Genomic DNA, 24283 nt, shown 5'->3' with positions numbered 1-24283 from the left:
ATACTAATAATCTAAAAAATTAAGAGGATCAAAAAATGCCATTTTTGACAGGTAATTTTTTAGAACTACTTTTAAGCAGTTTATACAGACATGGAATTTTTAAAGAAGAACTGGTCAAATATCCTGTTCATTATCCTTATCGTCCTATTGCTTATTCCGCAAACCCGGAAGCCAATTCAGGTGACCATGAACCGGATAATTTCTTTTAGTCCGTCAAAAATAGCCGAGGAGGACCGGGAGATGTTGCAAGATTACGACTGGAACCTGGTAAATATGGAGGGACAACCCGTTAATTTTCAAAGCAGTATAGGGGAGGTTGCAGTGATCAACCTTTGGGCTACCTGGTGTCCTCCCTGTATTGCTGAAATGCCATCCTTTCAGAAATTGTACAACGAGTATGGGGGCAAGGTGAATTTTTACTTTATTTCTACTGAAGAAACAGTAAAACTGAAGCAATTCCTGAAGAAGAAAGATTACCGTCTTCCGGTATACCAGCCTTTGGATATGGCACCTCAAAAGTTGCAGTCGCGTACGCTGCCTACTACATTCGTGATCTCGAGGGATGGAAAAATAGCCGTAAACAAAAAAGGTTCGGCTAACTGGAATGATTCAGGATTTAAAAAGCTCCTTGATGAGTTGCTGATGGAAAATTAAATTTCCGGCTGCAATGATTTTCTAATGAGAAGCAGTTCCTCCACAAATTCACGACTGTTGGATAAGCGCGGAACTTTGTGTTGACCTCCCAGCTTATTTTTCCTTTTTAACCATTCATAAAAAGTACCTTCAGGCATTTCCCGAACTACAGGGCGCTGAATAGCAACATCCATTTTTCGCTTGGAAGCGTAATCATCATTGTATCTTCCCAGTTCCCTGTCCAGGATATCGGTGAAAGCCTGCAGGTTTTGCGGAGCCCTTACAAATTCGATGAGCCATTCGTGATATCCCTTTTTACTACGGTCATAAAAATAAGGAGCTGCCGTAAAATCCCGAAGAATGGCACCAGTTTCACGACATGCCTGAGAAATTGCTTTTTCGGCATGTTCGGCGAAAAGATCTTCTCCAAACACGTTTATACAATGCTTGGTGCGACCACTAATGGTGAACCTGTATGGACTGGTGCTTGTAAACTTAACGGTGTCTCCAATCTTGTAGCGCCACAACCCGGAGTTGGTGCTGATCACCATGGAATAATTCTTTCCTATTTCCACTTCGCTCAATGGGATCACTTTAGGATTTTCTGAAAGGAATTCTTTTTCAGGGATGAACTCGTAAAAGATTCCGTAGTTGAGCATAAGCAGGAGGGAAGGATCCTCTTTTTGATCCTGAAGCGCGAAGAACCCTTCTGTAGCGTTGAAAATTTCGAGGTAACGCAGGCTGTTGTTCTTATCCAGTTCTTCAAAGAGCGGCCTGTAAGGCGCAAAAGAAACCGAGCCATGGAAGAAAACCTCCAGGTCTGGCCAAACGTCCTGTATATAAGTAATTTTCTGTTCCTTGATGATATGCTGAAGTAAGAGAAGCATCCACATTGGCGAACCTGCGAGGCTCGTTACCCGTTGCTGAGACGTGACTTCAGCGATCTTTTTGATCTTCTCTTCCCAGTTACTCATCATGGTCACCTCTAGTCCAGGAGTACGACCAAACTGCGCCCAGAACGGCAGATTTTTCATTACGATCGCAGAAATATTAGCGATATAATGATCATTATTCTCGGAATACCTGGATTCCTGGCTTCCGCCTATAGAAAGGTTCTTTCCTGAAAACAACTTTGCGTCGGGGTAATTCCTTATGTACAAAGCCAGCATATCCCGGCCGCCCTGGTAATGACACAGCTCCAAACCTTCTGTCGAAACGGGGATGATCTTACTTGTGGCACCAGTCGTTCCCGATGATTTCGCGAACCACTTTATGGGAGTAGGCCACAGGATATTTTGTTCCCCTTTAAGAATGAGGTCAATGTATGGAAAAAGATCTTCGTAATTATTTAATGGTACCTGCTCGAGAAACTGACGGTAGTTATGGATGTCCTTAAAATGAAATTTTTTCCCGTAATAGGTTTCTTTGGTAGTTGACAAAAGATCTTTTAAGACTCTTTGCTGTGTCTCATGAGGATTATTGATGGAATTTTCTAAGTCTTCTATCCGGCTCTTCATGACCAGATTGCCTATGGAATCTATTATCCCCATAAATTGCGATCAACTTTTGTAATATTTACTCGGTAGGATCAGGAAAATATACTGCTCCAATTAATTGCCGAAGATACACAATAATCGGTTTTTTCTAGCGGCCGCTGTTTATTTTCCTTTTAAAGCATCCTCATGGCAGGGAAAGGTGAGAACAAATGTGGTACCTTCTTTGGGAACACTCTGCACTTCGATCTGCGCCCCGTGTTCTTCGAGGATATTTTTAACCGAGCTAAGGCCAATTCCCATTCCGCCGGGCTTTTTGGTATAGAAAGATTCAAAGAGTTTGTCCAGCTGCTCCTTCTCCATTCCACAACCATTATCGGTAATATGCAGTGAGAAACTATTTTTCTTCTTCTTTATACTTAACGTTAATTCTCCCTCATCTGGAGTCATGGCTTCGCTTGCATTTACTATGATGTTGAGAATAGCAATTTTTAGTTTTTCTTCATCAGCATATATGAAGTAGGAACCGCGATATTTCTTTTGCACTGTTATTCCTGCGAGATAGATTCGATCCCGGGCATGAGCCAGTGCTTTATTTGTCGTTTTAGCCAGGCAACATTTTGTTAGGTTAGGTTTAGAATAATTTGAAGTTGTAAGAAGGTCAGTAACCAGGTTGTTCAAGGTTGCTGTACTTCTTTTAATTATTCCTGTATAGTTGCTCAGCAATTTCTTTTGTGGGCCTTTGGTCAACTTTTCCAGAATATCTGCAGACATGCCAATGCTGGCCAAAGGATTCCTCAATTCGTGAGCCAGAGTTCTTGCGATCTCTCCTTTGATCGAAAGTTTTTCCGCAGAGATCAGGGCCTGCTGAGTTGCTTTTTGAGCCTGAACGTTTCTTAAGAGAACTATGTATTCATACACATTTCCTTTTTTGTTCCTCATAAAGACTTTTCCGCGGGCATTGTAGAAATCCCAGTGTTTGCCCGCTCCTTTTAACCTGAACTCTACTTCGATGATATCTTCATCCTTAGCTCTCGTTAAGCGGGTGTGGAACTCAAGGCATTTTTGCCTGTCCTGTGGATGGATCATCGGGATTACGTCCAGCAATGGCATTCCCACAACCCTTTCCACGGTCATGCCTTCTTCTTTGGAAAGATCCCGGTTAATATACCTCACCTGCTCATCATAGAGGTTGAAGATCATGATAATATCTGGCGAGGTTTCTATTAGCTGCTTCTTAAATCTAATGTTGTCCTTGAGCTTTTGAGCTTTGATCTTATCGCGGGTAATATTTTCCAGGGAACAGATAAGAAGTCCTTTTTGCCTCCTGCTGGTGAGGTGAATCCAGTTTTGTCTTCCGTTGCGGTCAACATGGATCTCCAGGTCGGCAGATTCTCCTGTAAGCATAGTTTGTTTTAAAGCTTCAAACACACCTTTTTCCGTAGCTCTGGGATTGCACTTTAAAAAGCTACGTCCCACCATCCGCTTTTTGTTGTAATACCGATTGATTACCTTATTTACCCTTACGTAGGTGAAGTCTACAATATCATAGTTTTCACCAAACAGAGGTTTCATGATAAAGATCCCCTGGTTAACGGTATCGAATACCATCTGGAGTAATTCGTTGTTTTCCTCCAGTTCCTGAGTTCGACTTTTTATTTTGAATTCGAGGTCTTCATTAAGCTTTTGAAGTTTTTCCTCAGCTTCCTTTCGGGGAGTGATATCGGAAAAAAGACAGGCCACTTTTCTACTTTTGGCGCTTCCAATCGGGAAGGCGTATACATCAAACCAACGATTGTGAGCAGTCGCATAATCCTCAAAACGCACTGCTTCTCCCGTAAATGCAACCTTTCCCAGGGTGCTGAACCAGTGGCTTTCATGTTGCTGGTAAAATTCCCTCATTGTTTTCCCCAACGGTTCGTTAAGGCCTGTATGCTTTTCAAAAGCAGGATTGATCTCTACAAACAGGTAGTCAACGGGATTTTTCTTAAGGTCAAAGATCATTTCTACCACCCCAAATCCCTGGTCGAGGGAATTGACCAATACTCTATACCTGTTGAGGCTTTCCTGCAGGGATTTTTCAGTTTCAATATTTATCCCTTTCCTTGCCTGAAATCTATTACTATCCAGGGGTTTTGCCAGGACCAGGACATATTCTTCATCAGTTTCTCCATCAAATCCCAGGTAAGGACGACATTGAAACAGAAATTTTTTCCAGTAGCCAAAAGGAGACCTCACCCTGATAACAACACCGTGATCATCGTTTATTTGAAGATCCCGAAGGTTATTTAATTGATGTACTATAAGTGGATAATCTTCCGGATGTATGATCTCACAAAATAAATTATGATTGCCTTCCCTAAACGGTAAATCTCTTTTAAAATACTGTAAACAGCGATAATTCACAGCTCTTAAGGAAAGATCATCAGCAGAACTAATGAACAACAGGAATTCCTGCTTGTCATGTCCCTCATAGACATTGAACAGGCTGTGCGCGGTACCTATAGTAAAGTCATCCAACATAAAAGTACTTTTCATGAAGAAAAAATTTTTGAACAACAGGTGGGGGATTTCTTGATGTTCAGGCTTTCCAATACAAAGGGGGGTATGAAAGTTAAACTTAATATAATTTTTGAAATCCAACTAACAGTTTTTCAGTTTTTTAAAGATTTGAGAATAATTTATTTCTAAAGGCGCGTGGTTACTGATTGTCTGTCAAAAGAAAAATTTAAAAAAATGGAGCTTTTGTTCCTGAATCTCATTAAAAATGGCATGTACAGTAGGAGGTAAAAGACTAAAAAAGATCAATTTAGCTGTACCAAAAGAGTGGAATGAAATAAAATGTATGAAGAAAAGTTGTATCGAATCCTAAAATGAAATGTGATTTGACGGTAAAATCATACAGTTCGTCTTAACTTTATTTTTAGTGAATAAATTCTTAATGTAACTGTTTAGTAGCTAATCTCTTATGTCTATTTTTTCTTTTTTTGGTTGTAATTTTTGTCACCTCGCGTCTTCGGCTTTTTGTATTTCTTCTTTATCTCTCTTCGATATGACCCACCGAGGTTAACCTTTTTGTTCTTTTCCTTTTTCTCGTGAAAAGCCGGGCCGGGCTTGTCTTCATCAGAGAATTTGACCGGATTATAAATTTCATTGGACTTTGGCTGTTCCTCCGGAATGAGTTCAGAAGAAACCGGAACTTCTTCAGGTAATGCCCGGAAGTCGATCTTTAGGTCCATGAGAGCCTCTATCTTTTGCAGGTCTTCTTTTTCTGTAGGTGCGGTAAAAAGAATGGCATGTCCCTGTTTTTCTGCCCTACCAGTACGTCCAATTCTATGGATGTAATTCTCGGGGTAAGCGGGAGTATCGAAGTTTATAACATGACTCACCTGTTCTATATCCAGTCCTCGCGCCATAACATCTGTGGCCACGAGAATGCGGCAGAAACCGTCACCAAATTGCCTTATGCTCCTTAAACGATAATTCTGGGTCTTATTGGAGTGGATAATAGTACACTCCTCAGGAAAAAGAGGGTCAAGATTTTGGAAGAGTCGGTCGGCAATGCGCTTGTTTCCGGCAAAAATGAGCACCTTGTGAAATGCTTCCCTGTCTTCTAAAAGGTGTTTCAGAAGATTTACTTTGGTGTAGAAATTAGGTACTTCAAAGCCTTCCTGTTGAATATTTTCCAGGGGAGCTCCGCTTGCAGCTACCGAAACTGTTTCAGGATTTTTAAAATTCTCCTTTATAAGTTTTTCCACATCGGCAGTCATTGTTGCAGAGAACATGATATTTTGACGGTTGGCAGGTATAAGATCCAGAATATTTGTAAGCTGAAATCTAAATCCGAGATCCAGCATCACATCTACCTCATCAATGACCAGCTTTTGTATAGATTTTAACTGTAGGTCCCGGTTAATTGCAAGATCATATAGTCTCCCGGGGGTGGCAACAATAATATCCACTCCCTGCGCTACTTGTTGTTTCTGAGTATTAATATTCGTTCCACCATAGATTCCGAGGATGCGGGTATTGATATATTTGGTAAGCTTTTCAAGTTCCTCTACCACCTGTACCACCAGTTCCCGGGTAGGAACCAGGATGAGGATCCGCGGATTCTTTTGTTCAGAATATTTAAGGGTTTTAAGGAGAGGCAGGAGGTATGCTATGGTCTTACCGGTTCCGGTTTGGGCAATCCCTACCATATCCCTTCCCGAAAGTATGACGGGTAAAGATTGCTCCTGGATAGGAGTAGGAGTGGAGATCTTAAGATCTTCAAGGGCATTTAAAAGAGGGGTGGTAAGATTAAGGTCCTGAAAAGTCACGTGGTAAAAATTTAAAAGGCCAAAGGTAAGCTTAAATTGTTGAAAGCCTATGAGTTTTGTATGGCTGCCAATATTCCTGATTTCTTCCCTGCCTATTTTGTATTTTTGACTTCCAATTTTGCAATTATGACCAAGATCCTTGCCTTTGCCGGCTCCAGTAGCCCGACCTCCACCAATCACCAGTTGATCCTGAATGTTACCAATCGAATTTCAGACCATCACGTGGAAGTGCTTGAGCTACATGAGCTCGAATTCCCTATGTACAGTATAGTCGAGGAAAAGGAAGGGATTCCGCAGAATGTAAAGTTCCTCTACGAAAAGATCCTTGAAGCACCGGCACTTATTATTGCCGTGAATGAATACAACGCCAACGTTTCGGGGTTCTTTAAGAATATCATTGACTGGCTTTCCCGTGTTGAACGAAAATTCCTTGATGGCAAAAAGGTGCTTTTAATGAGCACTTCCCCGGGTAAACGCGGGGGTGCCTCGGCCCTGGAGTATTGCAAGAATCAATTCCCGAGATTTGGAGCCAATGTGGTGGAAAGCTTCAGCCTGCCGCAGTTCTATGAAAACTTTGATTCAGAAAAAGGTTTGGTTGTCAATGAGGTCTTTGATCTGGGGATTATAGATGTAGTTACCTCTTTTTCTCAACAAATTAAGGAGTAGTGCGGGTATCCAAAAACGTCAAATTAGACGAGAATTTTCCGGCCAGGAAGGCTTTGCTGCAATGGGCGCGGCAGTTCCAGGAGGTAGTGTGGTTTGATAGCAACGGTTATAATGACCGCTATTCCAACTATGAGGCCGTTTTAGCTGTTGATGCTTTTACAGCCATACAAACTGATGCTTCGGAAGCATTCGACAAGTTAAAGGAATACCAGGAAACGACAGCCGACTGGATCTTTGGATATTTGTCCTACGATCTTAAAAATGACGTGGAAGATTTGAGCTCCAATAATTATGATGGGCTTAATTTTCCGGAGTTGTTCTTTTTTCAGCCGAAAAAGATCATCTTTTTAAAAGCCGGGGAAATGGAGCTTCACTATCTGCCCATGGTAGACGATGAGCTGGAAGAAGATCTTGAAAATATCCTTCAAAAAAGGGATTTTCAGGAGGAATTTTCAGGAGATGTAAAGGATGTAAAAATGCAACCACGCATTTCAAAACTGGAATACCTGCAAAAAGTTGAGGAAATGTTGGCTCATATTCAGCGGGGAGATATTTATGAAGCTAATTTTTGTCAGGAATTCTATGCTGAAGATGCAGAAATAGATCCTTTTGAGAAATTTGTGGCTCTAAATAACATTTCCAGTCCACCTTTTGCCACTTTCCTACGGAATTATGATCAATACCTTTTATCGGCATCGCCCGAAAGATACCTTCAGAAGAAGGGAAACCGTTTGATCTCTCAGCCCATAAAAGGAACAGCGCGCAGAGTTCTTTCAAATCCCGAAAAGGACAGTGAACTGGCTAGAAATCTCGAGAATGATCCTAAAGAAAGATCTGAAAATGTGATGATCGTAGACCTGGTACGCAATGACCTCTCAAAAACGGCAAAAAAAGGCAGTGTTGAAGTTGCAGAATTATGTAAGGTCTACAGTTTTCCCCAGGTACATCAAATGGTCTCCACAATTAAGGCTACTTTGGAAGCAGGTATACCACCGGTGGAAGTGTTACGCACAACTTTCCCGATGGGAAGTATGACAGGTGCTCCCAAGATCTCAGCCATGGAAATCATTGAAGAGCTCGAGGAAACCAAACGCGGACTTTACAGCGGAGCGGTTGGATATTTTGATCCTTCGGGGGATTTTGATTTAAACGTGGTAATACGCAGTATCTTGTATAATTCCACCTCGAAATATATCTCATTTTCGGTGGGTGGGGCTATCACGGCCAGGTCTGTTCCGGAAAATGAATATGAAGAATGTCTCTTGAAAGCTGCTGCACTTAGGCAGGTGCTGGAGGAAAATTAGTGGGCAGTGTTCAGTGTTTAGTGGTTCCGTGTTCAGTGGGCAGTGTTCAGTGTTCAGTGGTCAGTGGGCAATGTGACCTTGCCTGAATAAGTTTCAAAATGACAGCTTAATTTCAGCAAGGGACCATCAGTGAATCCGTGGCTAAGGAGATTGAGATCCTCAGGACTAACGTCTTTAGTCATAAGAACCCCGTCTGGAAAAAGCCGGTTTAAAAATCCACATAAGCCGTTCCAATTTTAATATCTTTGAGCCTATGCTGTTAGCGTTCAAAAAACATCTCGAAGAGCATTTTCCTAAGACCTTGGAAAGAAAGATACTTCTCGCCGTAAGCGGTGGGGTGGATAGTGTTGTACTCGCTCACCTGTGCAGGGATGCCGGACTGGATATCTCCCTGGCTCACTGCAATTTTCAGCTGAGAGGGGAGGAAAGTGATGGAGATGAAGCCTTTGTCATGGAACTTGCAGATGCCCTGGAGGCCGAAGTTTTTATCGAGAGCTTTGAAACTGAGGCTTATGCTTCAGAGAAAAAGATCTCCATCCAAATGGCTGCCCGGGAACTTCGCTATGACTGGTTTAGAGAATTACTCGAAACACTTCAGTTCGATCACGTTTTTACCGCCCATCACGCCAATGACAACCTCGAAACAGTGCTTATCAACTTTATTAGAGGTACGGGACTTGAAGGCCTAACAGGAATTCCGGATGTGAATGAATTCACTATTCGGCCGCTGTTACCTTTTACACGGGAGAATATTGAGAATTATGCTCACCGGCAAAAACTTAAGTGGCGGGAAGACAGCAGTAATGAATCGTTAAAATATTTCCGGAATAAAGTGAGACTGGAAGTTATTCCGAAGTTACTGGAATTGAATCCGCAGTTGCTGGAGAGCTTTGGCAAGACCAGGAGCCACCTTCAGCAAAGTTCTCAACTCATTGAAGATTATATCGCGGCTATTTTTCCGAAGATCGCAAAGGAGGAGGAATTCGGTTATTCCTTTAAAGTAAAGTTGCTGCAAAGCCTTCCGAATACCAAGGCTGTTATGTACAACCTTTTCAAGTCATTCGGTTTTACAGAATGGGAAGATGTGCATGGCCTTCTCAATGCCCAGCCCGGTAAAATGGTCTTTTCCAATACCCACCGGCTTATTAGGGACCGCGAAGACCTGCTGCTCACCGTGCTACCACCGAATGAGGATAAAACTTACGAGATCCTGGAAAATGAAGAGGTAGTGATGTTGCCCATGGGGACCTTTCAATTTGAAGTTGTAGAAGATATTTTAAAAACCGATCCCTGGAGCATCTACCTCGACCGGGAAAAGCTGCATTACCCTTTAGTTGTAAGGAAATGGAGGCAGGGCGACTATTTTTATCCATTCGGGATGCAGGGAAAAAAGAAGCTCAGTAAATTTTTTAAGGATGAGAAGCTATCTTTGCCTCAAAAAGAGAATTGCTGGCTCCTTTGTTCCGAAGAGAACATAATTTGGGTCATTGGCCATCGTGCCGACGCCCGCTTTGCCGTTGAAGACACTACAAAAGAAATCTTGCGATTAAGTTATACACCATGAGATTACCCATATTTTTAACGCTCTTAATTTTTAGCATTTTTGGCACCCAAGCCCAGATCTTTGATCCCAATAATTTGGGACAACAGGGGCTCGAAGATCCTATCGAGTGGGAAGCAAGGGTTGAGCAGGAAAATGATTCTATCTACAACCTTGTTTTTACGGCGTTCCTAGAACCGGGCTGGCACCTGTACTCGCAGGAAGAGGTGAAAATCGATATCGCACCAATTCCAACTGAATTTTCTTATTCTGAAGCGCCCGGAAAATACGAGCTGCTAGGTCCAACAACAGAGCCGGATGTGGCTGCACTATACGATGCAGTCTTTGAAGCCGATATTACCTATTTTGAAGACGAGGCTGTTTTTAAGCAAAGGGTAAAAGTTCTTGATCCTACAAATCTGGTAATTACTGCGGAAGTTTATTTCTCTGTATGTGATGATGAAAAATGTCTGCCACCCGATACAGAGCGGTTTTCCTTTGATATTGGCAACAATGAGGTAGTTGAAGGCTTTACAGATCTTGAAGTTTCAGATAAGGATCAAAAATTGACCGAAGCTTTAAACATTGACGTCAAAGGAGTAGGCGGAGTTGAAATTGTGCAGGAAGAAGGAGACGGTTATACCACCATTTTCTTCCTGGGATTCATAGGGGGATTGATCGCGCTCCTTACGCCCTGTGTTTTCCCAATGATTCCTCTTACAGTTTCTTTCTTTACAAAAGGAGCCAGGACACGACGTAAAGGGTTGGTAAATGCCGTCATGTATGGGGTATTTATATTTCTTATCTACCTTTTGTTGAGTCTGCCGTTCCATTTACTGGACTCTTTGGACCCGGAGATCCTGAATAATATTTCCACTAACACTACCTTGAATATCATCTTCTTTGTGATCTTCATAATTTTTGCCTTTTCATTTTTTGGGTATTATGAGATCACTTTACCCAGTTCCTGGAGTAACAAAATGGATGATAAAGCATCGAGCTTTGGAGGGATCATAGGTGTATTCTTCATGGCATTGACTCTGGCGCTGGTTTCTTTTTCATGTACCGGGCCTATTTTAGGTTCCCTGCTTGGAAGTTCTTTGACCACAGATGGTGGTGCAACTCAGCTATCCTTTGGGATGGGAGGTTTTGGACTTGCGCTGGCACTTCCTTTTGCACTTTTTGCACTTTTCCCAAACTGGCTCAATTCGCTGCCCAAAAGCGGTGGCTGGCTAAATTCGGTTAAAGTTGTACTGGGTTTCATTGAACTTGCTCTGGCCTTTAAATTCCTTTCAAATGCCGACCTGGTGCAGCACTGGGGGCTCCTAAAAAGGGAAATCTTCATAGGAATCTGGATCATTGTTGGAATTGGATTGCTACTTTACCTTTTTGGCGTACTAAGATTTCCTCATGACGGGCCAAAGACAAAATTGAGCAAAGGAAGATTGTTCCTGGGAATCGTTACTCTCGCATTTGTGGTGTACCTGGTTCCCGGACTTACAAACACTTCCCACGCTAATCTTAAACTTTTGAGCGGATTCCCACCGCCGTTGTTTTACAGTATCTATGAAAAAGAAACTGAAGGACCTCTGGGCCTAAAAGCCTATAAGGATTTTGATGAAGGTGTAGCCGCAGCAAAAGCTGAAAATAAGCCTATTCTCCTGGACTTTACAGGATGGGCCTGTGTGAATTGCCGCAAAATGGAAGAACAGGTTTGGAGTGATCCTGAAGTCTATGATATTATGAAGGATGACTTCGTCTTGATCTCACTTTATGTGGATGACAGAAAAGAACTGGCCGAAGATCAAAGGTTCAACTATCAAAAGCCCGGTGGCGGAATTAAAGAGATCCAGACCATTGGTGACAAATGGGCCACTTTCCAAACATTGAACTTCAGGAATAATTCACAACCTTTTTACGTCCTCCTCGATCATGATATGAACATGCTCAACCAGCCTGTGGGATACACACCGGATTCTGATGAATTTAGGGAGTGGTTGGAAGAAGGTGTGGAACAGTTCAAGAAGTAAAACTTCCTGAATGTTCTGTTTCTGAATGGAATTTCTATCTTTAGGGACTTCAAAACAAACCTTACTGATGAAATTTACCAAGATCTTTATCCTGCCGGTACTGTTCCTTCTGGTTGGAAACCCCGGTTTGGCTTATGCTCAAACCGACTACAAAGTCGAAGAACATTACAACAAAAGAGAAGTAGTTATTCCCATGAGGGATGGCATCAATCTCCACACAACTATCTTTTCCCCTAAGGATACCTCTAAAAAGTATCCTATCCTATTGACCAGAACCCCCTATAGTTCCAGGCCTTATGGAGAAGATAAATTCCGTTCCATGATAGGACCAAATGAATACCTCATGAAGCAGGGGAACATCTTTGTTTACCAGGATGTAAGAGGAAGATGGATGAGCGAAGGAGTTTACGACAACATGAGGGCGTTTATTCCCAATAAAAACGGAAAGCAGTTCGATGAGGCAAGCGATACCTATGATACGGTGGAGTGGTTACTTAAAAATGTAAAGAATACCAACGGGAAGGTCGGCCTTTGGGGAATTTCTTACCCAGGTTTTTATGCCACCTATTCTCTTCTCGCAGATCATCCCGCAATAAAAGCTGTTTCCCCGCAGGCTTCTATCGGCGATTTCTTTTTTGACGATTTTCACCACAATGGAGCTTATTTTTTAAGCTACTGGAGGGCAACAGCGGTTTTTGGTTATGAAAAGACCAACCCGACAGATTCTACCTGGTACTCCTTTCCGGAGTTGGGCACTAAGGACCAATATCAATTCTTTCTTGATGCCGGACCTCTAAAGAACCTCGATAAATACTATGGTGAGGACAATGTTTTCTGGCAGCAGCTTAAGGAACATCCAAATTATGATGAGTTCTGGCAAAAGCGCGGGATCGTTCAGCACTTAAAAGATATAAAGCCGGCAGTAATGGTGGTTGGAGGATTGTTTGATGCCGAAGACCTTTATGGACCTTTCAATATCTATAAGACCATCGAGAAGAACAGTAATAATTTTAATATGCTTGTCATGGGACCCTGGAGCCACGGTGATTGGGCCCGCACCAGGGAACGGCAGGCAATTGGGAATGTTTATTTCGGAGATAACATTTCCGAAAACTATCAAAAAGAAATTGAGACTATCTTCTTTAATCACTTTTTGAAAGGTGAAGCCGATGGCTCTTTGCCTCTTCCCGAAGCTTATATGTTTGACACAGGTTTAAAGGAATGGAAGAGTTATGTGGCATGGCCTCCAAAAAAGGCAAAAAAGAAGAGTTTTTATCTGGGAGATGAGCAGGAATTGATTAGCGCACCCCTTGATCTTCCCACTCTTGCCGATGGTGCCGAAGAATTTATTAGCGATCCTAATAAACCGGTGCCATATTCTGAAGATATTAAAATGGTCTTTACTCCGAGGAAATATATGACCGATGATCAGCGGTTCGCAGCCCGAAGACCCGATGTGCTGGTTTATGAAACTGAAGTTTTAGAAGAAGATCTCACCCTGGCAGGGGAGGTGCTGGCAAAACTGCAGGTAGCGACTACAGGAACAGCAGCCGATTGGGTGGTAAAAGTTATTGATGTGTATCCTCCCGATGCCGAAGATTATGAGGAAACTCAGGATTACCTTTCCATGAGCAACTATCATATGATGGTGCGAAGTGAAGTGATAAGGGGCCGGTTTAGGAATAGTTTTTCAGATCCCGAGCCTTTTGAGCCAAACAAGAAGACCGCTGTAGACCTGCAGCTTCAGGATATTCACCATACCTTTAAAAAAGGTCACAAGCTGCAAATTCAGGTTCAAAGCACATGGTTCCCTTTGATCGACAGGAATCCACAGACTTATGTAGAGAATATCTTTGAAGCCGATGAGGAAGATTTTCAAAAGCAGACGCATAAGGTCTTCCACGACTCAAAGATCATCTTCAGCGTTCTGGAATAAAACAAGAGGTGTCAAAAATGTCTTTTTTGACACCTTTTTTCTGTAGATGCTGCAGAAGAATTTCGGCAATTTTATTACTTTTCCTCCACCTAAATTCAGGTGTAAAATATAACGATTATGACCCCTAAGATAAATGTTAAGCTCTTGGGCCTGTTGCTGGTTTTATGTTTGTCAGCTTGTAAAAAAGAAGCAGAAGAGAACCCAGTCACTTTAGTTGAGATTCAGCAGGAAACCGCGCAATTAAACAACTTTTTTGAAGAGGAATTTCAGAAGGAGCTTGAGGAATCTCCCATGCTACAGACCCGGCTGGGAATAAAGACCGACTATAATTCCTGGGACAATTTTTCACATCTCAAGTATGCAGAAGATTTAAAAGAGGCAAAAAGGAGGCTCAAGTTCCTCAAGGACGAAATAAATCCTGAAGCCCTGGAAGGACAGGCTGCGCTTAGCTACAAGCTTTACAGGCAGAAGCTGGAAGAACAAATTGAGGATTATGACTTCAGGTTGTACGACTATCCGGTCAACCAGATGTTTGGAGTACATACGCAGTTGCCGGCTTTCCTTATCAATATGCACAAGATCGATTCGGTTAGTGATGCCCGTGCTTATATTGAGAGGCTTCAAAAGATCCCACAAGTTATGGAAGATGTGATTAAGGGACTGGAGTTGCGCGAAATGAACCAGATCATGCCTCCGGCATTTGTGTTTGCCCACACAGTTGAAGCTTCTCAAAACCTGTTAAAGGGACGCCCTTTTGAGAAGTCGGCCGAACCCAGTACAATTCTGGAAGATTTTAGTAAGAAAGTGGATCAGCTGGAGATTCCTCAGGCTCAAAAAGATGAATTGATCCTCGAGGCCCAGGAAGCTTTGCTTACTTCGGTAAAACCTGCTTATGAAAACCTCATAGCCAAACTGGAAGACCAGCAGCAGCGCGCTACAGCCGATCATGGTGCGTGGAAATTTCCGAAAGGCAACGAATTCTATAATACAGCCTTAAGGCGAACAACTACGACAGATCTTACTGCCGAAGAGATACATGAAATTGGCTTAAGTGAGGTTGCCCGAATCCACAAGGAGATGGAGGATATCATGAAAAAAGTAGGTTTTAAGGGTAGCCTTCAGGATTTCTTCAAGTTTATGAGGGAGGATGAGCAGTTCTACTATGAGAATAATGAGCAGGGCCGACAGAAATATCTGGGTGAAGCCAAAAATGCCATTAATAAAATGAAAGCCCGGCTGGATGAAGTGTTCAACACAAAGCCGGAAGCAGATATCGTGGTAAAAGCGGTAGAACCTTTTCGGGAAAAAAGTGCGGGGAAAGCTTTTTATCAGCAACCTGCAATGGATGGCTCCAGGCCGGGTACCTACTACGCTAATTTGTATGATATGGAGGCTATGCCTACCTACCAATTGGAGGCTCTTGCGTATCACGAAGGAATTCCCGGTCACCACATGCAGATAGCCATTGCGCAGGAACTTGATAGTTTACCAATGTTTAGGAAAATTGGGGGATACGGAGCTTATGTTGAAGGCTGGGGCCTTTATAGTGAATTGCTACCGAAAGAGATGGGCTTTTATGAAGATCCATATTCAGATTTCGGGCGGCTCGCAATGGAACTCTGGAGATCCATTAGACTGGTGGTCGATACAGGTATTCATTCCAAAAAATGGACTCGTGAGGAAGCTATAGATTATTATGTAGAAAATTCTCCTAACGCCGAAAGTGATGCAGTGAAAATGGTAGAGCGGCATATAGTAATGCCGGGGCAGGCGACAGCATACAAGATCGGGATGAATAAGATCCTGGAACTGCGGGAGCTTGCGAAAAAGGAACTCGGTGAAGATTTTGATTTGCGGGAATTCCATGATGTGGTTTTAACGAATGGATCGGTTCCATTGAATGTTCTTGAAGAGCTGGTTGTTGAATGGATTCAAGATAAAAAGGCTTGAAAAATTGGGATAGAGTAGGTGAGTTAAAACTCATCAGCTTAAAGAATAAGAGAGGAACAGAGCTGAAGATCCTGAATTTTGGAGCAAGTATCTTTAGTCTTACAATTGATGGAGTAAATGTAGTGGTGGGTCCTGCCAGGCCGGAGGATTACATATCAGAGACATATCACAAGCATGGAAAATTCTTTGGTGCCACGGTAGGCAGACATGCAGGTCGCATTTCCCCGAACAGTTTTGAAATAGAAGATCAGAAATTTTCCCTTTTTGGACAGGATGGAGTGCATCTACATGGCGGGCAATATGGCTTTTCCTATAAGTTTTGGAAGGTTATTGAAGTAAATGAAAAGGTAGATCCCTTTGTAGAGCTGGAATATATTTCTCCGGACGGAGAGGAAGGTTATCCGGGAGAATTGAAAGTCCGCGCCAGATACACCCTGACAGAAGAAGATGAAGTGAAGCTGGAGTATTCGGCCCAATCAGATCAAAAAACTGTGGTCAACCTCACCAATCACACTTATTTCAATCTAAATGGAACAGGTTCGGTCAATGAACATCATTTGCAGATACCGGCGGCGGAATTTCTAGAAACCGATCCAAGAAATGTCCCGACCGGAAAGCTTCTTAAATCAGCCGGGACTCTCTATGATTTTCAAAAACTCCGGAAGATAGGAGGGGTACCTTTGGATACTGTTTTCAGCTTAAAAGGATCATCGCAGGTCATTGAGCTGCACGGTGATCAATCGGGTATTTCCATGCAGGTAAAGACGAATCAACCGGCTGTAGTGGTTTACGTGCCGCAGGAATTACCGCAGGCCTGGGATTATTCTACCAGCATTGGCTTGGAGAGGGCAGCTATTTGTTTGGAAACCCAAAAATTTCCTGATGCCCCACATCAAAAAGATTTTCCTTCTGTACTTCTCCAGCCCCGAGAGAAGTATCTAAATATTACCAGCTGGAAGTTCAAAAACGGTTTATAACTTCTAAATGAAGATCATTTTCTTTTACGTGCTAATCAAGTATATTTAACAAAATTTTTAGAGCTGAGAGCAGTTTTGTGCTTCACTGAAATTTGATCCTTAATCACTTTACTTATGGAATTTGCATTACTCGATAAGATAATTTTTGCGGCCTATGCCCTTATGATCATTGGGATTGGACTCTGGGTCTCCCGCGGCAAGGGAAAATCTTCTGAAGATTATTTTCTAGCCAGTAAATCCCTGCCGTGGTGGGCTATTGGTACCTCCCTTATCGCCGCCAACATTTCTGCTGAACAATTTATAGGAATGTCGGGATCGGGCTTTGCCATTGGACTTGCCATTGCCTCTTATGAATGGATGGCTGCCATCACCCTGATCATTGTCGGAAAATATTTTCTTCCAATCTTCATTGAAAAAGGGCTCTATACCATCCCCGAATTTATTGAGGTGAGGTATGGGACGAATTTAAAGACCATTCTGGCGATCTTCTGGATTGCACTTTTCATTTTCGTAAATCTTACATCTGTACTTTATCTCGGTGCGACTGCAATTGATACAATAATTGGTGCAGGAGACGGTTCAGTCTTCCTCTATGCAATTATAGGACTGGCTCTTTTTGCAGCTGCATATTCCCTTTACGGTGGACTCGCGGCGGTAGCCTGGACAGATGTTGTGCAGGTAGTCCTGCTTATCCTGGGTGGGCTTATCACCACTTATATAGGACTGACTCATGTTTCTGAGAGCGGAAATGTCATAGATGGCCTGGTCACTATTTATGAAGAGGTGCCTGAGAAGTTTTCGATGATCCTGGAAAAAGGGGAGATCATGACTCCGGGCGGAAAAGATGCATGGTGGGATCTACCCGGGCTTGCAGTACTGCTTGGAGGAATGTGGGTTGCGAACCTTTACTACTGGGGATTCAACCAGTATATCATTCAGAGAACACTTGCAGCAAAGAGCTTAAGGGAATCGCAAAAAGGTATTATCCTGGCAGGTTTTTTAAAGTTGCTTATACCATTGATCGTTGTGGTACCGGGAATCATTGCTTATGTAATGAATGTAGGGCCGGGAGGTGCTTTTTCTGAAGAGTACACAGATCCCTCATTTATTGCTGAAGGTGGCAGGATCATAAATGACAATGCTTTCCCGTGGCTAATCCGGGAGTTTGTACCTATAGGCCTTAAAGGTCTTGTACTGGCCGCTCTTGCTGCCGCTATCGTGTCTTCCATAGCCTCTATGCTTAACTCTACAGCTACCATTTTCACTATGGACATTTACAAACCTTATATTGAAAAAACTGCTTCGGAAAACAAACTCGTAAAAGTAGGGCGCCTTTCGGCATCCATAGCATTGATCATTGCAGTATTCCTTGCACCCCAATTGAGAAATCTGGGGCAGGTATTCCAGTACATTCAGGAGTATACGGGAGTTGTGAGTCCGGGGATTCTGGCCGTGTTCATGCTGGGGCTTTTCTGGAAGAAAACTACTAACAGCGCAGCTATATGGGGTGTGCTGGCTTCAATTCCTATCGCACTATACTTTAAAGTCGGGACTAACAGTTGGGTCGATAGTTGGTTCTTTCCGGAGCTGCCATTTATGCACCAAATGTTCATTACCTGGATCCTTACCATGTTGATCATGATGGCCATTAGTTATATCGAGACCAGAGGAGCAGATCATCCAAAGGCGATCATTATCTCAAAGAACCTGTTCAAGACCGGTCCCGCATTTAATATTGGAGCTTTCGTGATCATGTTGATCGTGGCCATGTTATATGCGATCTTCTGGTAAAAAGGATCCGAATTCATAAATTAAAATTTAAAACTGAATGAAAAAGACCGGAAATCTCCGGTCTTTTTGTTTTCTGTACTTTCCGAAAGTAAAATCCAGTTTTTCTATAATATAATGAGATTGAAAATGAGGTGCCAAAAATGGCATTTTTGAGAAGTTATTCTTTGGTGTAATGCACATCTGTAAGTTCCCTCAGGGTTTCGGCAGCCTGTTCGGCTGTGATATCGCGCTGTGGACTGGCAAAAAGTTCATAGCCTACCATGAATTTTTTTACGGTCTTCGATCTCAACAGAGGAGGGTAGAAGGACATGTGGAAGTGCCATTCGGGATATTCCTGCCCGTTGGTGGGTTGTTGATGGATTCCGGAGGAATAGGGGAAAGAGGTCTGGAAAAGATTATCATATCTTATGGTGAGCTGCTTAAGAATTTCAGCGTATGCTTCTTCCTCTTCAGAAGTTAGCTGACCTATATGCTGCATTTGCCGTCGGGGAACGATCATGGTTTCATACGGCCAGACCGCCCAATAGGGAACAAGAGCTACAAAATGGTCATTTTTTAGTACGATCCGCTCATTTTTCTCAAGTTCCTGATCCAGGTAGTCTCCCAATAAACTTCTCTTATTGCGGTCCCAGTATTTCCTTTGATGTTCTGTCTTTTTCTGAACCTCTACAGGTATAGAAAGCTGAGACCAGATCTGCCCATGTGGATGGGGATTACTACATCCCATCATATCTCCTTTGTTCTCAAAGATCATCACGTGATTGATCTCAGAGCGGGAACCCAGATCTTCATACTCTTGCTTCCACTTTTGGATCACTTTCACTATATCCTGAGTTTCCATGACAGGTAATGTAAGGGAGTGATCGGGAGAAAAACAGACTACACGACATATTCCCGTTTCAGAACTTGCCTTCAATAAGCCATCGTTGAATTCTTCCTCAAGACCTTCAGGAAGAAGTGCTGAGAAATCATTCACAAAAGTATAGGGATCTTTATAATCAGGATTTTTCTCACCACTGGCTCTAATGTTGCCGGGACACAGAAAACAATCGGGATCATAAGATGGTCTTTCCTCTCCCACAACCTTTTCCAGGCGGCCCTGCCAGGGGCGCTTGGTGCGATGAGGGGAAACGAGGATCCATTCCCCGGTCAAAATATTATACCTTCTGTGAGGACGGGTGTTAAAATCTTCGGACATCATTAATTTCTGGTTAAATAGGTACCCTGTTCCGGGGAGACAACAATTGCTTCAGGAGTTATATTGAACTGCTCCCGATAAGCTTCTGAAGCTACTTTAATGAATTCCTCCACGTGATCTTCTTCAATAAGGTTGATGGTACAACCACCAAAACCTCCGCCCATCATGCGCGCGCCTTTTACCGGTTTGTAATCGGTAGTAAGATCCACGAGAAAGTCCAGTTCTTCACAACTCACTTCGTAGTTATCCCGCAAGCCTTTGTGGGAATCGTACATCAATGATCCAAATTGCTCAAGATCGCCCTGTTTTATTGCTTCTACCGCTTTTAGCACGCGATCATTTTCAGAAACAACATAATGAGCGCGTTTGTAAAGCAGTTGGGGAAGAGAGTTCTTAAATTCCGCTAACCGGGAGAGATTTACTTCGCGCAGGGAATTTACTTCCGGATATCTTTCCTTTATATGATTTACTGCCTGCTCACACTCCTGCCTGCGTGTATTGTATTCACTCGATGCGAGGCTGTGAGAGACCATGGTGTTCAAAAGCAACAGTTTATGATTTTCAAAAGTGGCCGGTACATACACAGCCTCCAGGCTGCGGCAATCCAGCAGGATAAGATGACCTTCCTTGCTTAGTACCGATGCATATTGATCCATTATTCCGCATTTCGTGCCTACGTAATTGTGTTCGGCGTCGCGGGAAAGTTCGGCTATACTTTGACGGGAAAGCTGCAGGTCAAACAGCTCATTCAACCCGAATGCTATGCCACTTTCCAAAGCAGCCGACGAACTGATGCCGGCACCCACAGGCAGATCGCTCTCAATAATGCAGTCAAAACCTTTGGGAAATTTCCCCCGCTTTTGGATCTCATTTACGACGCCCAGAATGTAGTTTTCCCAATCCTCTTCGCTTCTTGAGATCTTTTGCAGGTCAAAACTGAAGTTTTTACCATAGGTCTTACTGTAAATATTACAGGAATAGGGAGTGGAATTGGCTGCAAAATGAATGTTTATTCGCTTGTCTATCGCTGTTGGTAAAACAAAACCGTTATTGTAATCTGTATGTTCTCCAATGAGATTGATCCTGCCCGGAGCATGAACAGTGAATTCTGCCGAAAAATCTTTAAATTTTTCCGGAATGGTCTCTTTGTTTTGATTTTCCACAACTTTTCTTTTTCAGGTGAATCAAAGATAATAAATGTATTTTTTACATTTTATAAACCGGAAAAAAATAGTTTTTTTGCAGGTATAAATCCGAACATCAATGTACAAAGAAAAAGGAGAACCGGCGATTCCGCTTAGAGACGCTTATCAACATGATCACAAGATGTACGTGGCTACAGATTGTATCATATTTGGTTTTGATGCAGGGAACCTGAAGCTGTTGCTTTTTAAACGCCGGGTGGCCCCGTTCCAGGGAGATTGGTCGCTTATTGGGAGCTTTGTAAAAATTGACGAGGATGTGTCGGCTGCGGCCGAAAGGGTTCTTGAGGAGATCACCGGTCTCAGGGATGTCTTTATGGAAGAGTTGAAGACGTATGGAGCTGCTAACAGGGATCCGGGATTTCGATGTATTTCTATAGGGCAGTATGCGTTGATAAGACTCAATGATTACGATAAGGAACTGGTGGAGCAGCATGGGGCGGTGTGGCACGATGTTAAAGAGTTACCTTCATTAGTCTTAGATCACGATCAAATGGTACAGGATGCACTTAAAAAGCTAAAACAAAAAGCCCGTTATCAACCTCTGGGTTTTGAACTTTTGCCCGAGAAATTTACCATCCCCCAACTTCAAAGTGTTTATGAAGCTATATATCAAAAAGAGCTCGATTCCCGTAACTTTCGGAAAAAGGTTTTTTCCTATAATGTTTTGGTAAAACTGGAGGAAAAAGATAAGTCAACATCAAAGAGAGGTGCCTTTTTGTACAAGTTTGACCACAACCGGTATAAGAGATTAACAGAGAGAGGTTATAACTTCGAGATCTAAGAAAAACTACTGCGTTAAATTTTGCTGAAAATCTTTCTGTAATTCAGAATTAATTGTAATATTTACATTTATAAACTGCTGTATGAAACAACAGTTAAAATGCATCATTGCAATCTGTTTTATCCTTGCTTTTTTCGGCTGTGAGTCCCTACCTCCGGCTGAAAAGGCAGGGGAACAGCAGAAATCTCCCCGCCAGGTCATTAACTTCAACAGCGACTGGCAATTCCGCACTTTAGGAAATAAAAATACGCCTGCAAACAATTGGGAGAAGGTCTTCCTGCCCCATAGTGTAAAGGTGGAACCTTTAGTAGTAAATGATCAATGGCAGGGAACTTCGTTTTACCGCAAGATATTTCCTGTGGATCAATTGAAGAATGAGAAGTGGCTTTTTCATTTTGAAGGGGTGATGCAGGAGGCAAGAGTGAGGATTAATGATTCTCTTGTAACGACTCATAAGGGTGGATATTTACCTTTTACCGTTGATGCAACTCCGTACCTTAAGGATGGATCTCTAAACACCATTGAGGTAGAGGTGATCAATACTGATGATCCTACTATCCCCCCCGGAAAACCTTTGGCCGATCTTGATTTTAATTACTATGGAGGAATCTATCGAAACGTGCAGCTTATTAAAACCGGTCTGGTTCATATCACAGATGCTGTTTTTGCCAAAGTAGTAAATGGAGGAGGTCTTCTGGTGCATTTTGACAGCATTTCGCCACAAAATGCTTCAGGATTTGTGAAAGTGCATGTGATGAATTCTTCGGAAAATGATAAAGAAGTGAAGGTGCGAACTACTTTTACTTCAGAAGAGGGTTCAAAAAGCACATTTTTGACACCTGTTGAAAAATTGGCTTCAGGTGAGGACAGGCATTTAGTTGCTGAAGTTTCCATTAAAGACCCGTTACTGTGGAGGCCTTCACAACCCAACCTTTATGAGCTCAAAGTGGAAGTATTGGAGGGCGAAGAGGTAGTGGACATTAAGCAAATAAACACAGGAATAAGGAAAATAGAGCTAACAGGTACTGCTTTTCTTTTAAATGGAGAAGAAATATTTCTAAACGGGACCAACCGCCACCAGGAATATCCTTACGTAGGTTATGCGCTCTCTGATGAAGCTAATTACCGCGACGCCTATAAGATCAAGGAGGCGGGGTTTAATTTTGTCCGACTTTCACATTACCCTCACGCCACATCTTTTTTAGAGGCCTGTGACGAACTCGGTTTGCTGGTAATGAATGCCATTCCCGGATGGCAGTTCTATGCCGAGGGAGAATTTGCAGAGAATGCTCTGCAGGATATTAAGGATATGGCCAGGCGGGACAGAAACCATCCCAGTGTTGTGTTTTGGGAGAATTCTCTGAACGAGTCGGGGATGACAGATGAATTCATAGTGACAGCCAATGAAGTCCTTAATGCAGAACTGCCTTATGAGGACACCTTTAGCGCAGGCTGGATGGATCATCCTGCTTATGATCTCTTTATTCCGGCACGACAGCATGCAAAACCACCCTTCTACTGGAATAAGTATAACAAACACGACCGACCTATATTAATTGCGGAGTATGGCGACTGGGAATATTACGCGCAGAATGCAGGTTTTAACCAAAAGGCGTTTAATGACCTTAAAGAAGAAGAACGCACCAGCCGACAGTTGCGAAGTGCAGGTGAAAAAAGGCTTTTACAGCAGGCATTAAATTTTCAGGAAGCTGCTAATTCCAATTTGAAAGGAGAGCAAACAATTGGAATGTCCAACTGGCTCATGTTTGACTATAACAGAGGCTACGCAGATGATCTGGAAGCTTCAGGAATTGCAGATATCTTCAGGATCCCGAAGTCTAGCTATTATTTCTATAAGAGTCAAAAGCCTCCTTATCAGGGGAATTTTTCCGCTCCCATGGTTCACATCGCAAGTTATTGGCAGCCAAATTCCTCTACAGACCTCACCGTCTATAGCAATACTGATGAAGTAGCATTATACCTCAATGGCGAGTTGCTTGAAAAAAAGGAGCCTGAAAGAACAGAATTTTCAGATGAGCTATGGTATCCGCCTTACAGATTCTCACTTCAGCAGTTTGTGCCGGGTGAATTAAAGGCAGTTGGATACATAGATGGACAGGAAGTTGCCTCCCATACCGTGCATACTCCCGGTAAGGCGTCAAAAATAGAACTTTCAGTAGATATTTCCGGTAAGGAGCTATCACGGGAATCTTTAGATATAGTCTTTGTTTATGCGAGGATTCTTGATGAGAAAGGTTCCCTGGTTCATACTGCTGACTTACCGGTAAGTTTTAAAATTACCTCCGGCGAGAATGCGGAACTAATTGGAGAGAATCCTATAGCTGCTGAAGCCGGGATTGCAAGCATTCTTCTGCGTACCAGTGAATTCACCTCGGCATTGAGCATTGAAGCATCTGCGGAAGGCCTTCCGGTCACAACCATTACTTTAAAATAAAA

The 24283-nt window shown here is 42.7% G+C and carries 16 protein-coding genes; 11 read left to right on the top strand and 5 right to left on the bottom strand.

Annotated elements, in window-relative coordinates; translation table 11 throughout:
• The first annotated feature begins 90 nt into the window (after positions 1-90).
• Positions 91-654, top strand: a complete 564-nt coding sequence (locus VR862_RS02210) for a TlpA family protein disulfide reductase (protein WP_324719311.1) — start codon at positions 91-93, stop codon at positions 652-654.
• Here VR862_RS02210 and VR862_RS02205 read toward each other — a convergent pair.
• From VR862_RS02205 to VR862_RS02195, 3 genes are all read right to left on the bottom strand, one after another.
• A complete protein-coding gene (locus tag VR862_RS02205) occupies positions 651-2183 on the bottom strand; it encodes a GH3 auxin-responsive promoter family protein (protein ID WP_324719310.1) in 1533 nt (510 codons plus the stop codon). The genes VR862_RS02210 and VR862_RS02205 overlap by 4 nt on opposite strands.
• Positions 2184-2291: 108 nt before the next feature.
• On the bottom strand, positions 2292-4664 hold the full coding sequence (locus tag VR862_RS02200) for a PAS domain-containing sensor histidine kinase (RefSeq protein ID WP_324719309.1): 2373 nt from the start codon (positions 4662-4664) through the stop codon (positions 2292-2294).
• A gap of 434 nt (positions 4665-5098) precedes the next feature.
• Complete coding sequence (locus VR862_RS02195; RefSeq protein ID WP_324719308.1) at positions 5099-6448, bottom strand: DEAD/DEAH box helicase; 1350 nt, start codon at positions 6446-6448, stop codon at positions 5099-5101.
• A 126-nt stretch (positions 6449-6574) separates the two neighbouring features.
• On the opposite strand from VR862_RS02195, the gene VR862_RS02190 reads away from it, so the two are divergent.
• The 8 genes from VR862_RS02190 (at position 6575) to VR862_RS02155 (ending at position 18642) form a co-directional block, all read left to right on the top strand.
• Positions 6575-7114 carry an NADPH-dependent FMN reductase gene (locus VR862_RS02190; protein ID WP_324719307.1) on the top strand — a complete coding sequence of 180 codons (540 nt, stop codon included), beginning with the start codon at positions 6575-6577 and terminating at the stop codon, positions 7112-7114.
• Entirely contained in the window at positions 7114-8418 is a 1305-nt protein-coding gene (locus VR862_RS02185; protein WP_324719306.1) for an anthranilate synthase component I family protein, read from the top strand. Before VR862_RS02190 ends, VR862_RS02185 begins: the two co-directional genes overlap by 1 nt.
• A 253-nt stretch (positions 8419-8671) precedes the next feature.
• The gene (tilS, locus tag VR862_RS02180; RefSeq protein WP_324719305.1) at positions 8672-9982 is read left to right on the top strand and encodes a tRNA lysidine(34) synthetase TilS; all 1311 of its coding nucleotides are present in this window, start codon (positions 8672-8674) and stop codon (positions 9980-9982) included.
• Complete coding sequence (locus VR862_RS02175; RefSeq protein ID WP_324719304.1) at positions 9979-11988, top strand: protein-disulfide reductase DsbD family protein; 2010 nt, start codon at positions 9979-9981, stop codon at positions 11986-11988. The genes tilS and VR862_RS02175 overlap by 4 nt, the downstream gene beginning before the upstream one ends.
• A gap of 67 nt (positions 11989-12055) precedes the next feature.
• Positions 12056-13924: a CocE/NonD family hydrolase gene (locus tag VR862_RS02170; protein ID WP_324719303.1), complete on the top strand. Its 1869-nt coding sequence runs from the start codon at positions 12056-12058 to the stop codon at positions 13922-13924.
• Positions 13925-14041: 117 nt separating this feature from the next.
• Positions 14042-15874: a DUF885 domain-containing protein gene (locus tag VR862_RS02165; protein WP_324719302.1), complete on the top strand. Its 1833-nt coding sequence runs from the start codon at positions 14042-14044 to the stop codon at positions 15872-15874.
• The gene (locus VR862_RS02160) at positions 15871-16851 is read left to right on the top strand and encodes an aldose epimerase family protein (RefSeq protein ID WP_324719301.1); all 981 of its coding nucleotides are present in this window, start codon (positions 15871-15873) and stop codon (positions 16849-16851) included. The genes VR862_RS02165 and VR862_RS02160 overlap by 4 nt, the downstream gene beginning before the upstream one ends.
• A 114-nt stretch (positions 16852-16965) precedes the next feature.
• Positions 16966-18642 (top strand): sodium/sugar symporter, encoded by a 1677-nt coding sequence (locus VR862_RS02155; protein ID WP_324719300.1) that lies wholly within the window; start codon positions 16966-16968, stop codon positions 18640-18642.
• Positions 18643-18799: 157 nt separating this feature from the next.
• Here the strand turns inward: VR862_RS02155 and VR862_RS02150 are convergent, their stop codons facing one another.
• Both VR862_RS02150 and galK read right to left on the bottom strand, forming a co-directional pair.
• Complete coding sequence (locus VR862_RS02150; protein ID WP_324719634.1) at positions 18800-19840, bottom strand: UDP-glucose--hexose-1-phosphate uridylyltransferase; 1041 nt, start codon at positions 19838-19840, stop codon at positions 18800-18802.
• Positions 19841-19842: 2 nt separating this feature from the next.
• Positions 19843-21003, bottom strand: a complete 1161-nt coding sequence (gene galK, locus VR862_RS02145) for a galactokinase (protein ID WP_324719299.1) — start codon at positions 21001-21003, stop codon at positions 19843-19845.
• Positions 21004-21103: 100 nt separating this feature from the next.
• On the opposite strand from galK, the gene VR862_RS02140 reads away from it, so the two are divergent.
• Both VR862_RS02140 and VR862_RS02135 read left to right on the top strand, forming a co-directional pair.
• Positions 21104-21826, top strand: a complete 723-nt coding sequence (locus VR862_RS02140; protein WP_324719298.1) for an NUDIX hydrolase — start codon at positions 21104-21106, stop codon at positions 21824-21826.
• An 82-nt stretch (positions 21827-21908) separates the two neighbouring features.
• Positions 21909-24281, top strand: coding sequence for a glycoside hydrolase family 2 protein (locus VR862_RS02135; RefSeq protein ID WP_324719297.1), 2373 nt, complete (start codon positions 21909-21911; stop codon positions 24279-24281).
• The last annotated feature ends 2 nt before the right edge of the window (positions 24282-24283 follow it).

The organism is Salinimicrobium aquimaris (assembly GCF_035607535.1).
Lineage (GTDB): Bacteria > Bacteroidota > Bacteroidia > Flavobacteriales > Flavobacteriaceae > Salinimicrobium.
This window is presented reverse-complemented; position numbering and strand designations above follow the sequence as displayed.